The sequence below is a fragment of the Halalkalibacter lacteus genome (assembly GCF_036663595.1).
Lineage (GTDB): Bacteria > Bacillota > Bacilli > Bacillales > Bacillaceae_D > Halalkalibacter > Halalkalibacter lacteus.
In genome coordinates this window covers 52,265-65,352 of the sequence record NZ_JAWRVL010000012.1, presented here as the reverse complement: position 1 = coordinate 65,352, position 13,088 = coordinate 52,265, and the positions used below count along the sequence as shown (strand labels likewise).

The 13,088-nt window shown below is 36.6% G+C and carries 11 protein-coding genes; 4 read left to right on the top strand and 7 right to left on the bottom strand.

What is annotated here, in order from left to right; genetic code table 11:
* Positions 1-1,347, bottom strand: coding sequence for a multi antimicrobial extrusion protein MatE (locus tag SAZ04_RS10770; RefSeq protein WP_332694922.1), 1,347 nt, complete (start codon positions 1,345-1,347; stop codon positions 1-3).
* Between the two features lie 329 nt (positions 1,348-1,676).
* Here SAZ04_RS10770 and SAZ04_RS10765 point away from each other — a divergent pair, with 329 nt between their 5' ends.
* The 3 genes from SAZ04_RS10765 to SAZ04_RS10755 are packed head-to-tail and all read left to right on the top strand — an operon-like array spanning position 1,677 to position 5,280.
* Entirely contained in the window at positions 1,677-3,461 is a 1,785-nt protein-coding gene (locus tag SAZ04_RS10765; RefSeq protein WP_332694920.1) for an ABC transporter ATP-binding protein, read from the top strand.
* Between the two features lie 3 nt (positions 3,462-3,464).
* On the top strand, positions 3,465-4,994 hold the full coding sequence (locus SAZ04_RS10760; protein WP_332694918.1) for an ABC transporter ATP-binding protein: 1,530 nt from the start codon (positions 3,465-3,467) through the stop codon (positions 4,992-4,994).
* Positions 4,894-5,280 (top strand): ATP-binding cassette domain-containing protein, encoded by a 387-nt coding sequence (locus SAZ04_RS10755; RefSeq protein WP_332695053.1) that lies wholly within the window; start codon positions 4,894-4,896, stop codon positions 5,278-5,280. Before SAZ04_RS10760 ends, SAZ04_RS10755 begins: the two co-directional genes overlap by 101 nt.
* Position 5,281: 1 nt before the next feature.
* On the opposite strand, the gene SAZ04_RS10750 is transcribed toward SAZ04_RS10755, so the two are convergent.
* The 5 genes from SAZ04_RS10750 to SAZ04_RS10730 all read right to left on the bottom strand — a co-directional run bounded on the left by SAZ04_RS10750 (position 5,282) and on the right by SAZ04_RS10730 (position 10,554).
* Positions 5,282-6,145 (bottom strand): AraC family transcriptional regulator, encoded by an 864-nt coding sequence (locus SAZ04_RS10750; protein ID WP_332694916.1) that lies wholly within the window; start codon positions 6,143-6,145, stop codon positions 5,282-5,284.
* Between the two features lie 691 nt (positions 6,146-6,836).
* Complete coding sequence (locus SAZ04_RS10745) at positions 6,837-7,490, bottom strand: collagen-like protein (protein ID WP_332694914.1); 654 nt, start codon at positions 7,488-7,490, stop codon at positions 6,837-6,839.
* Positions 7,491-7,841: 351 nt separating this feature from the next.
* A complete protein-coding gene (locus SAZ04_RS10740; protein ID WP_332694912.1) occupies positions 7,842-8,267 on the bottom strand; it encodes a CotY/CotZ family spore coat protein in 426 nt (141 codons plus the stop codon).
* An 18-nt stretch (positions 8,268-8,285) separates the two neighbouring features.
* A complete protein-coding gene (locus SAZ04_RS10735; protein ID WP_332694910.1) occupies positions 8,286-9,311 on the bottom strand; it encodes a YheC/YheD family endospore coat-associated protein in 1,026 nt (341 codons plus the stop codon).
* 22 nt (positions 9,312-9,333) lie between these two features.
* On the bottom strand, positions 9,334-10,554 hold the full coding sequence (locus tag SAZ04_RS10730) for an ATP-grasp domain-containing protein (RefSeq protein ID WP_332694908.1): 1,221 nt from the start codon (positions 10,552-10,554) through the stop codon (positions 9,334-9,336).
* Positions 10,555-11,005: 451 nt separating this feature from the next.
* Here SAZ04_RS10730 and SAZ04_RS10725 point away from each other — a divergent pair, with 451 nt between their 5' ends.
* Positions 11,006-11,968: a CgeB family protein gene (locus SAZ04_RS10725; protein WP_332694906.1), complete on the top strand. Its 963-nt coding sequence runs from the start codon at positions 11,006-11,008 to the stop codon at positions 11,966-11,968.
* A 185-nt stretch (positions 11,969-12,153) separates the two neighbouring features.
* On the opposite strand, the gene SAZ04_RS10720 is transcribed toward SAZ04_RS10725, so the two are convergent.
* Positions 12,154-12,999 carry a CsxC family protein gene (locus SAZ04_RS10720; protein WP_332694904.1) on the bottom strand — a complete coding sequence of 282 codons (846 nt, stop codon included), beginning with the start codon at positions 12,997-12,999 and terminating at the stop codon, positions 12,154-12,156.
* Positions 13,000-13,088 lie beyond the last annotated feature (89 nt).

Here is a 13,088-nt window from a genome sequence, read left to right as displayed (position 1 = left end):
TTATCGGCTTACAGATTTGCTTTTCCTTGGTTGATAGATTCTTTTTTGCACCACCTTATTTGAACTTCTCACAAGAATCAAAAGCAAGACGCACAACTCTGCTAACATTCCGACTGATTGGGCTAACGCACCGATCATCCCATTCCAATTTGGGGCCAACCCTGACACAATCAATAAAACAATAAACGTTAACCCTAAATTAGCCGATTGAGAGAGAACCATTACTTTTGTTTCACTTCGTAACATTAACAAGCCATTACAAAAGTCAACAAAAGGAAAAACAAGTGTCATCAACATAAACACTTTCAGGCTCTGTAAACTCGCTTCTACTAAACGATCATTCGCTCCTAAGACGACCTCAATGAAAAAGGCACCTATAGGAGTAAAACAAAAAATAGCTAACAACACAGTCGGAATAAATCCAACCATCATCGTAAATTGGTTAACTTTTTGAGGATGATCTTTATAAAAAGTAAGAACGATTTGATGAGTATAAGTAAAGAAGCTTAAAAATAGCTGTGTAATACTTAATGCAATAGCATAAGACGCAATTGCTAGTTCAATCTCATTCGTCTTACCTAAGAAGACATTAATCACAGGACCAACCATAACAATGACAAGAGATGATAAAATTAGCGGTGTATAAAAACGAAAAATAGGTTCTTTTTTCGTAATTCGATGGTTTTCTTTTTTCTGAACCATTTTCTTTACTAAAACACGCCCCTCTAAAAAGCTAATGAGACTCTCAACCATCATCCCGGCCAAAAAGATAATTGCCCCAGTTTGAGCAGTAATGTAACCTATATGAATAAACACTAATGATAATAGATACATAACAATTAACCGAATAACCATGCCGATCGTTAACCATTTTGTTTGCTTGTTTAAGATAATGACCCCTTGAAACAAGCAACGAATGGCAGAGAAAAACGTGACAATGATTAGTATTTGATAGACGTTTACAATTTGATCAATCATAGTCGGATCTGCACCGAATAAACGAGAAAAGATCCATCTCCCAATAGGTGTATACGCAATGGTTGCCGAGATCATCATCAGACTAGATACTACATAAACTGCCACCATCGACATTGCCTTAAACGACACTTTATCGCGTACTAATGCTGAACATGTATTACGTAATAACACACCTAAACGTTCCATAATCGCAAATAAGCTCATCGCAATGGCATAACTTGCAATAATCGTTTCCGCATTTTCTCCCCTCGTTAATGTCCCATTGATAATCATATGAGATAACGTAACTAAACTAGCCGACAAACCAAGTGGAACAAAAAACAATAAAATGTTTCTCGTGGAAAGTCCTCTCTCTAGCTGCTCACCCATAGTTCCCATCTTCTTTCTATTAATTTAGTAAAATCACGCTTCCCTTCAACTAACAACGTTGTTACAAGAAGCATTTATTATGAAGCATCTCTCAATTCCCCTTAACCATGAATACTAAGACAAGCCAAAAACCGAACTCGTTCGGACACTTCGATACCCGATGCATTTATAAGTATTCTATCACACTGCAACAAATTGCCATACGCCTATTAATCAAATAGCAGGAAAGTCCATGTAAGCTGATAAAGAAATCCATGGTTTCAGTAAAGATTTCCATTTATTCTTAATAAACACTCAATAACCTGAAAAATGAAAAGGAGGAATGTCCCTTGGAGTCTAGCTCAATTGTAAAGCAGCACATTGTTAAACATAAATGGCAGTATTTTCTTGGTGTGATCTTATTGTCCATCTCTTGTTTATTTCAACTCCTTATCCCTGTTCTTTTGGAACGGTTCACAGATAGTATTCAAGACTTTACCCTCTCAACAGATCTCCTCCTTACATTAGCTTTAAGTGTTATTGCTGTAGGATTCGGTGTGGCTTTTTTTCGCACGTGCAGTCGGATTTATATTTTCCGGTTATCTAGAATGTTAGAAAAACGCGTGAGACGTCGTCTTTTTACACATTGGATGAAACTGCCTTCGCAATACTATAACAAACAGCGAATTGGCGATTTAATGTCTCATGCTATCAATGATGTCAACATCATTCGCGAAGTAGCTATGGGAGGGGTCTTTCTATCCATTGAGGTAGTCATCCTTATTACTGTTGCTGTTACAGCGATGGCTTTTTCGATCAATGTTTGGTTAACATTGCTTGTTATCCTTCCACTGCCAGGATTAACGTACTTAGCCTATAAATTTCGCTATCAAATTCAAGATCGCTCAACAAAAGTTCAAGAAGCGATCAGCAATTTGACGAGTACAGTTCAAGAATTTCGCTCCGGAATTCGAGTGGTGAAAGCGTATAGTCAAGAAAAGCACGAATTAGCGAAGTTTGAAGAAGACAACGATAAAAATGTTTATGCGAATAAACGATTAATTCAAACGAATTCCCTTTTTAATGCTGTTAGTATCGCGATTGTTGGTGTGAGCTATCTGATCTCAATCTTCTTAGAAGCAATGCTTGTTATGAATAACACGATTTCACTTGGAGAATTTGTCGCTTTTAATACGTATTTATCTTTGCTTATTGCTCCCGTTGAAAATCTTGGGAAAGTGTTTAATATTCTTCAACGTGGATGGGCAGCTAATTTTCGATTACGAAAAATCTTAACTACTGAGTCTGAAGTAAAAGATGAGAAAGACATTCCTCACGTAACCATTGAAGGCGACATTCACATTCAAAATCTCAGCTTTTCTTATCCTGGAAGTAATGAAATTACTCTAAAAAATATTAACTTAGACGTCCCCAAAGGAAGCAGTCTTGCGATTGTAGGAAGAGTTGGCAGTGGCAAAACAACACTTGTGAACCTGCTATTACGAATGTATAACCCTCCAAAAGAGACTATTTTCATTGATGGACATGATTCATTTCAAATTCCATTAAAAACACTGAGAAAATCAATTGGGATCGTTCCACAGGAGAACTTTCTCTTTTCATCAACAATTGGAGAAAACATTGCCTTTGACCCGGTCCCCTATACAAATAACCAAGTTGTAGAAGTATCAAAACTTGCTCAAGTTCATCACAACATTATTGAGTTCCCTAACCAATTTGAAACCGCTTTAGGAGAACGAGGAATTTCATTATCAGGTGGACAAAGACAAAGAATTAGCATTGCTAGAGCACTTATAAAAGATGCTTCTGTACTTGTTTTTGACGATAGTTTATCAGCTGTAGACGCAGAAACAGAAGAAAAAATTTTACAAGGAATGAAAAAGAAAATGAACGGCTGTACAACGATCATCGTTAGTCATCGAATTTCTTCTATTAAACATGCTGACCAAATTATCGTCATGGATCAGGGAGAAATTGTTGAACGTGGTACACACGAAAGTCTGATTCAAAAAAACGGGATTTATCAGAGCGTGTACGAAAAACAAACATTGCCACATCTAGAAGAATCGAAACGAAAGCTACCCCAGTTCAAAATAAAGAGAATTAGGAGGTAACTGGTGAACATACATGAGGAGAAACAGTCCGCAAGTGTCGTCGATCGTCAATTATTAATGAAGCTATTAGCTTTTGCAAAGCCCTATTGGAAGAAAATTGCGATTTCCTTTTTTTTAGCAGCTTTATTTGTTGGTGCCACGTTAGCTCAGCCGTATTTGATTAAAGTAGCGATTGACGATTATTTAACCGTTCAAACGTCCACTCAAGACAGTTTTCAAGGATTTATGTTAATTGCCGTTGTCTTTTTACTAACTGTAGTGTGCGCCGCGCTTCTAACCTATTTTCAAGACAGATTGTTACAGTTTACCGGTCAATCAATCATTTTTGACATTAGACAAAAGATCTTCCGTCATCTTTCCAAAATGCACATGCAATTCTTTGATCGTAACCCAGTCGGCAGACTAGTAACAAGGGTCACTCATGATACGGAAGCGTTAAACCAGCTTTACTCACAAGTCATCGTAAACCTCGTTAAAGAAGTATTAATTTTAATTGGGATTATCGCGATTTTGTTACACATGAGTGTGAAGCTTACATTACTTAGTTTTACCGTCATCCCCATTTTGATTGTGATGGTTATCTTCTACAAAAAGCTCATTCGTCAAGCCCATAGGTATACGCGCCTCCTGCTTTCTCGCTTAAATTCAAACTTAGCAGAGAATTTATCAGGAATGCGTATCATTCAGCTATTCACGAGAGAAAAGAAACAAATTGAACAATTTGATCAATTAAATGAAGAACATTACCGTGCTGGGATGCGTGCGACGATTGTGAACTCTATTTTCAACCCGGCCATAGGTTTTCTTGGAAATGTAGCACTTGCCGTTATTATTTGGTACGGTGGAATCGCTATATTAGATAACGCCCTGACATTTGGGGTTGTGTATGCCTTTACTCATTATATCCGTCAATTTTTTCAACCGTTAATGGCACTTGCGGATCGTTATAATCAAATCCAAACAGCCTTTGCCTCAGCAGAACGAGTATTTGAAATGATTGAGGAAAAACCAGAAATTACGAATCATCCAAATGCTGAGCTTTTGCCAGAGAAAATTAATGGTCAGATCAATTTTGAACACGTTTGGTTTGCCTATCAAGAACCTGAATGGGTGCTAAAAGATATTAGCTTTCGCATCAAACCGGGGGAAACCGTTGCATTTGTCGGCGCAACTGGTGCAGGAAAAAGTTCCATTATTAACTTAATCAATCGATTTTACGATATCCAAACAGGTACGATTAAAGTAGATGGGATGGATGTAAAGCAAGTCAAAGTTGAAGATTTGCGAACAAAAGTTGGGGTCATTCAGCAGGATCCATTTATCTTCACAAGAACGGTTCTCCACAACATTCGTCTGCACCTTAACCTTAGCGAAGAGGAAGTAAAAAAAATGACATCGTTAATAGGGCTTGATGACTTTATCTCAAGCTTACCTGAAGGGTACCAGACGTTACTCGGCGAACAGGGTTGTCATATTATCAAGCGGCCAACGACAACTTTTATCGTTCTTACGTGCCTTAGTATTCAACCCTGATGTGTTAATTTTAGATGAAGCAACGGCAAACATTGATACAGAAACAGAAGAACTTGTTCAACAAGCACTAAAACGGATTTCAAAGAACCGAACAACCATTATCGTTGCCCATAGACTCTCAACGGTTCAGCATGCAAATCGAATTATTGTAATGGATAAAGGAGAAATTCAAGAAACAGGTAATCATCACCAGTTACTGAAACATAAAGGAATTTATTACAGGCTCCATCAAATACAAAATAAAGAGTCCATAACAAACAATAGCGTCGTTTCTTCAAATGTGTAACTTATTTTCTTGGGAGTGTCTCCTTTGTTTTGTGTCGCTTGGCAAACTCAGTGGGCGACACTCCTACCACTTTTTTTAAAATCCGACTAAAATAAAACTCATCTTGAAAGCCGACACTTTGAGCAATTGATTTCAAGCGAAAATCAGAAAGGACGATTAATTCTTTCGCTCGATCCATTCGGACATGTCGCAAGTAATCCATTGGACTGTAACCGATATACTTCTTAAAAAGCCTTGAATAATGACTAACACTCATTCCAGCTTGCTTAGCTAAAGCATCTACCGTAATATTGTCTTGATAATGAGCGGTTAAATAATCAACCGTCGCATCAATCGCATTCGTTGTATTACCTGTGATTTTTTGCGACCTGAAATCTTGAATGATCGTTAACAGTAAATCTAGAAACAGCAGCTTCCGTTTCATCGCAACTGTTGCCCCTCTTTTCTTCCTCAAAGTATGAATTTGTTCAATTAAGTTCATTACGTGCGGCGGATTTTGAATATTATACATACCCGATAGAGGAAAAGGAATGTCTGTTTCCTCACTAAAGTTCCATTTTTCTTTATCAACAAACGCAGCAGCATACGTAAAGCGGATAAAATAATATTCAAGCGGATCATCTGGATCCGTCGACCGTTCACAAATCATACTCGGCTCAAAGAAAAACAACTTCCCAGCTTCGACTGGATAGCTTGTTCCATTTATAATAAACTCACCCTTCCCCTTTGAAATAAACCAAAGAGAATAAAAGGATTGCTGTCTTTTGGGATGATACCAAGTCGGTTCACATACTTTATAGCCCACTAGAGTGATAGAAAAGACTAAGCGATTTAGTTTCCATAGGACTTCTCCTGTTTTGTTCATGGCCGGGTTCCTTTCAGAAGATTAGTATTAATTAGTGTATTGTTAATCAGATAACTTTATGTCAGCCTATCAATAACAACGTTGTAAATTAATATAACAACTTTAATATGAGTTCATAATGTTCTGTAACTAATGAAACATCAAGATAGTTAATGTTGTTATTGGTTAACAAGCACTTGAATCATTATACCAAACTATAATGATCTTAATTTAATACTAATCGAGTAGGAGGAGACGACTAGCCTCCTACCTCTCACAACACCATACGTCTGGTTCCGTATACGGTAATTCACTTAGGTTTAACGAAAGTGGTGTATCTTCTATCTATCCAATAGACTTTTCAGCTTTTAATTACTCCAAAATTCTAAGTTGAACGTCGTGTTAAGAAAAATATAGAATAAAAAAAGGCCCGTTGTAAAAGTGTATTTTACGAACGGGGACCATAATAATAAGTTGCCTGTTTCTATAAATATGACTCATAACACATGTAAACTCGTGACCTACCTAAGATAGTCTATACGAAATTCAGTCTATAACCCTTTTCTACACATATCTCTATAGCCCCCATAAACATTCGCTTATTTCAATTACAATTTACACTGAGAGGACAATTATAGACTCGCAAGCTAACTACAAACCAGCCTACAGCTCGGCTTGGTATAGAATAAGTAGGTGCTTCTATTTTCCCTGTCTATTGGAGTCGCGTGATGACAAGGTGTGCTGAAACAGGCGTTGTACCTGCTGCTGTTCCAGCGTAAGGGGTAATGGTTAGTGCAATAGGATTGATAGCAGGATTTCGTACAGTGAGGATTGTATTGTCAGTGGTCGTTTGCACAAGGGCCATTCCTACTATCTGAGAAGTCCCAGTTGCTCGCCCGACCACCGTATAGGGTTGTTCAATGTCATTGAGAGTTAAAACCAGTTGGCCCGGTTCGTCCACACTCACCTGAAACAAGACCTGATATGTGCCTATTTCAGCCAAGTTAAATTGATCGGCACTAATGCGGGAAATCAACCCCCCGGGACTAATGGGTCCATTTTGCGGAAAATCTACATCTCCACCGGTAGCAACTGTTGCTGCATTATCAGGGGGCATCAACGCATAAAAATCGGCGAAAGCTAAGACTCCTCCAGCTGCTCCTTGTTCTCCTTGGGGTCCTGCTGGCCCGGTAGCTCCTACTGGTCCCTGTGCTCCTCGTGCTCCTCGTGCTCCTCGTGCTCCTTGGGGTCCTGCTGGCCCGGTAGCTCCCCGTGGACCAGGCGGACAGATGCATTTTTGTTTTTTCGCTTTTGGTACCGGATAAATTGGACAGCATCCACTATATTTTTTTCCAGCAAAAAACAAGTATATCATCTCCTCATCTTCTATTGTTTGAATAGTGTTTTTCTGATTATAAGAAACTAACTTCCCGTTTAGAGTTGAGAAAGTTGAATATTCTTATGGATGACCCCGTCACTCCTTACTTTTCTATAAAAAAAAACCTGAAAGTAGAGATAGAGAATCTTTTTGACATAGTATTTTATATGCTTGTATAGGAATAAAAGTGACAAATAAACGTAGTAGGCTTCAACACATTTATAACAATAGTCTTTAAAAGTCTAAAAAAGAGAAAAACCAAAGAAGAACTTCTTACACAGTTCGAGCCCAGGCGCATAAAAACAGGATAGTGATTATCCTATCCTATTTTTCGTATATTCACTTTGGATGAATACCGCCAAAAGGTCTGTTAACGAGCGCCATTGATAACCTTTGGAGAGCACAAAAACAATGAAAATCAACTTCTACACAAAAATCAGTTTCCTCTAAACGAAAAGCTTCACAAATAGATTTTGCTAAACAACCATTTTCATCAATAGGACGAAACAATGACAATATCCCACAACAAGAAGCTTTACAAACCTCTTCTATCTTAAATATACTAGTCTCAAAACATCCAAAGCAATCATCCTCAACATCCCCTACATTTCCAAAAGCTTTAAACGGTGTAAAGTCTTTATTGAATAAGATAAGTGGCGTGATAACTCTATCTGAAGTACATTCATGCTTTTTTTGAATCCTGTCGATCTTTATTACAGTCCTACATAAACTATTTGACAAGTTTAAGCATTCTTTTACGATCACAGCTTCCTAAACTTCCTTCTAGCGTATCTGCTTTTTCTCGGCTAAATACCGAGCGTAACGGATCATTTGCTTTGCAACATCTAACTCAAGAGAAAAAGTAGGAGGAGTACCAGGCCTCCAATTCACTTCAAAAATCCAGATTTTATGGTTTTTATCCAAACCGACATCAATGCCAAGTTCATCTAATCTATTATCATACAAACTGTCGAAGTGTTTTGTGAAATTCGTGGAAAATACTTCCAAATACCTTTTTATATTATAATATTCATTATCAAACTCCTGTTTAATAAATTCTTCAAACATCATTGTATACCCACCATTACTTAAATTAGCGACAATCCCTTGTTGAGCAATACATGGAAAAATTGTAGTTAAGCGCCATTCTCCTTCAGCATTTTTTTGTGTATGCAAGCGAAAGTGAGTAGCCAAACCTCTTTTGGTTTTCGAATTAATAAATACCTGTGCAAAATAAGACATATTTTTAATAAGATCCTTAATAAAATTTTCAAATTCAGTTCTATTCATTACTAACGTCTTCTTATTTTGTTGCACATTTATCCTTTTTCCATTTCCACTAATATAGAGAATATTTTGTCCTTGATGTCCATTTAGTGGCTTTATAACAATTTCATTGTAATGGGTAAGAAACTTCAGCACATCTTGAGGTTTAGTAATCTCAAGATAGGGAATTAAATATTGAGCAAATAAATTTGCGTTCTTTATTTTATAATAAACATCCAGTTTATTCCCTATTGAATGGCTTGTAAACGGAATGATCTCACGTAATCTATCAACAATCTCCTCCTGTTTTTCCGTTTGCGGCGGACTAGAATTGTAGATGACATCAGGAAAAGGTACCTTTTTTTGGATCCATTGTCCGTTCTCATAAACCCACCCTTTGATGTTTCGTTCATTAAAATTGACACGGGCAGGTGAGAAAAAATAAAAGTTTACTCCCTCCATTTTTGCGGCAGCCGCATAAGCATAGGATTTAAATACCGTTCTTGGGTCTTTGCGGTGTGACAACATCCCTACCGTTACCAATATTCATTGACCTCCCTTCACTCTAAATCTGTTCCAAGTGAAAATGAATTTCTTTTGCAGCGTTTTGAGCAATTTTTTTTGCTTCAGTTAATGTGTCAGCTGAAGCTAATACGTAACCACACCTATGCCCCATTGATAAAGGCGGAGTCAAAAACGCTCCTTTACGAGGTTTAATATATACTTCTTCTACTCCCGCGTGACGTAACGCTCGCTGTTTTCCTGTTACTTTTCTCAACCTTCCTTTTGAATTTACTACCATGTAATGTGCATAAACAAATTTTGAGTGTTGTTTACGAAGCGAAGCGGTCTGCCCGGTATATAACTGAATCGTTTCTTCAACCAGATTTATACCATATGCTTCCTCAATAAGCCGGTTCATCACACCTCCTGAAATTCTCGGATTGATTTCAATTAATTTCCATTGATGATTAACATACTTCAACTCTAAATGAAACGTTCCATTCTGCATGTTAAATGCTTTTACAACCGTATCTACTACATATTCAAGACTTTCTTTTAAATTTTTTTCAACTGTGGCCAGCAGCCCATACCCAGTCACAATAAAACGATCTAGTTTGGAAATTTCTTGTTCAATTACTGCAACAAGATGCCCCTTACCGTTTTGTACTAAAACTTCTAACAAAAATTGGGGTCCATCTAAAAATTCTTCAAGAAGAACTGGTTGATTACGGTATTTATCCTTTATCGTTTGAACGGCTTTCAATAATTGCCGCTGATCTTCTACATACAAGACATCCTTGGAACCTGTTGATATAGGTGCTTTCACAATCAAAGGTAAAGAAGAATTGTACTTGGTAAGGTGAACGGCCTTATTCACATTCCGATTAATCACTGTATAAAAAGGAGAAAGTGATAGACCTTCTAAAGCTTTCCGCGTTTGAATCTTATCCTCCATTTTTGAAATAGCATGTATGTCAAATAATGAGTCACAATACAACGCTGACAGTTGAGCTGCGATTTGAACAAATGGGTCAACAAAACTAAGTACAGCAACGATCTGTTTCCCTTGTCTTTGAAGAAAATGTATCTTTTCCTTTAAGAGATTGATCTCCATTTTGTTCACATAATACATCTGATGTACATCAGGAAATTCAGTTCGTTGTGTCAAGAACCTCTTTTTTTTGGTGAAAAGTACTGTTAAGTAGCCAAGTCGCTCAGCGGCCTTTATCGCTTCCCTGCTTGAACCTGATTTATTTGTATCAATGAATACAATAGTCCGCATGATCCCAACTCCTGTAAGCGTTCCCTCCTAGATAACTAAAGTGATGATCAAAACAATCTTTACGGGAACGCCAAAAGTAATATTATCGATTTCTTCTAAAGAGTTTGAAATAGAATAAATTTTTTACACTATCGCCCCTCTTCATGTATATTAACCTGTCAAACTAAACTATGGTTAGGACAAAAAATCGGAGCAAGTCCCCAGAAAAGTTTCTAATTTTGGGCTCAAACAGTAGCATTTATATACAGATAAATAGGCTAAGAAATCATTCTTCCCTAACCCTTAAATCATTTCATATCTCATATAGACCAATCACTTTTTCATTATCGCTCTGGTTAATCCAAAAAACAGCCTAAAATTCCAACTCTCTCTATCTCATTTTTTAAAACATATAATTTATAGAAACCCTGCATATGTATTGAGTTAGAAACTATTTTAAAAGGAGTATATTATGAAAATCCTTTATATTCCCTCCGGCTATGGTCAAATTTATCAATCATTTGATCAATCAATCAATCGAGCCTTAACGAAATTAGGTCATCCAGTTTCATGTATTTCCTTGTTTGAAGAACAAAAGCTTAAAAATGCAGTAAATTCCTTTAAGCCTGATGTATGTATAACGATGATCGGGTTTAAAATGCCCACTACCACCATAGAATGGTTGAAAAAAATAGGAATTAAACTTGCTGTTTGGATGACAGAAGATCCTTATTATATCGATCAGAGTCTCAAACTTATCGATCATTATGATTACGTGTTTACTATTGATAATGCTGCTTTGAAGCTGTATAAAGAAGCTGGTCATCAGCATGCGTATTACTTACCACTTGGGACAGATCCCGAAATCTATTATCCAACCACTCCTGCAAAAGAATATGATATCTGTCTAGTTGGTTATCCATATCCTGAACGTGTTAAAATGATTCATTTTCTTTTAGAAAAAACCAATTTTTCAATCCAAGTTGTTGGCTCACAGTGGGAAAAAAAGTTAGGAAAGGTAAAGCACTCCTCTAAATTAACTATCCATTCTCGTTGGGTTCCGCCAATTGACACTAAAAATCATTACAATCGTGCCAGTATCAATCTTAACACTCATCGTCCTTTTAATTTAAAACAAAATAAAAACACAAGAGGAGTCGTAAATGAAAGCATTAATAACCGTACTTTTGATATCGCAAGCTGTGGAGCTTTTCAATTAATTGAATTTAAACCCGATTTACCGCAGCATTTTTTTTCTGGAAAGGAGATCGTTTCTTTCAATAACAACGATGAACTACTAAAAAAAGTAAAATATTATTTAAGACACTCCAACAAACGTCAGGAAATAGCTGCTAATGCTAGAGAGAAAGTACTAAATAATCATACATTTGTACATCGAATGAATAACATGGTGAACATAATCAATAATTCTTGAAATCCTCTTATAAAAAAGAGTTATGTATAAAATAATTTGAAACATCCTCGAAGCACTGAGCTAAGCCGTCACTATCTTTTAAAGCCTGTTATGAGCTATTTTCTCATAACAGGCTGGCCAACGAGCAGGACATTGCCCTCCCCTTACCTAATCGTACTTTTGAGACAACTCCCTTTTTAGAATAATTAAATTCTATCTCTTAACTCTCGTAATCGTGCACTTATAGTTGTTCCTGTATCATAACTCTTACAATCCTCATTATCATCTATAGTTAAAGCTACTTGTTGATTTTGTAATAACTTTATGAAAAGGACAACTTCCATTTTCTCAGTGATTTTATTAAAGTGCCCATACTTATCAAACTTTTTTAATAAGTCTACTTCATTAATAAATGCTGCTAACAATTTACAATCAATCGGCTCATTAAAGAATTCGAAATTAATTTGGGAATGTGAGCAACGATCTGCTCCAAACCCTTTTTTCGCACGCTCTCTTCTTTCAACAACAGTATTTTTGAGGCTGGAGAAAGCAGTATCAGTCGGATTAACCAATTCTACTGTTTGATTACAGCTAAACGGAACATCTACATGATAGTCGCGGATATAACCACTTCGATCAGAATATTGAATGTTCTTGTGAATGAAACCTGTGATAAATAAACTTACGAAACCAGGACCTGAAAGGGATGGAACTGCTTTACATTGTGTTAAGGAAACATTTTTACGGATATTTTTGATTTCACTTGCTGGAGTTGGGAGGTGAATATCAGCCTCGACATTAGCTGTTAATTCAATTTCAGCTAAAGCAACAGCCGTATCAATTACAGGAACATTTAATTCATTGCCTTCTAGATCAAAATCGACGGACGTACAATCAATAGCTGTTACCTTTGCTAGATCACCTGGTTTTTGTGGCGGGCACTTTTCATGTACCATTGCGTGCTTTTTAGGTGCCATATGCTTCTTTTCAGTTTTAGGACTATTTATAAAACCGAGATTAGTTTTCACAAAATTATTCATATAGTTTTTCATTTCCATCACTCCTTAATTTTTTACCAAAAAGTCATCTAAAAAAGTATTAAACTTTTTGACATACTTTTTTATATGTTTATTGAGAAAAT

What these genes read in the sequence shown, in the direction of transcription:
- SAZ04_RS10770 (WP_332694922.1), bottom strand. Translation starts at nt 1,347, where the DNA reads ATGGGTGAGCAGCTAGAGAGAGGACTTTCCACGAGAAACATTTTATTG.
- SAZ04_RS10750 (WP_332694916.1), bottom strand. Translation starts at nt 6,145, where the DNA reads ATGAACAAAACAGGAGAAGTCCTATGGAAACTAAATCGCTTAGTCTTT.
- SAZ04_RS10730 (WP_332694908.1), bottom strand. Translation starts at nt 10,554, where the DNA reads ATGCGGACTATTGTATTCATTGATACAAATAAATCAGGTTCAAGCAGG.
- SAZ04_RS10725 (WP_332694906.1), top strand. Translation starts at nt 11,006, where the DNA reads ATGAAAATCCTTTATATTCCCTCCGGCTATGGTCAAATTTATCAATCA.
- SAZ04_RS10720 (WP_332694904.1), bottom strand. Translation starts at nt 12,999, where the DNA reads ATGAAAAACTATATGAATAATTTTGTGAAAACTAATCTCGGTTTTATA.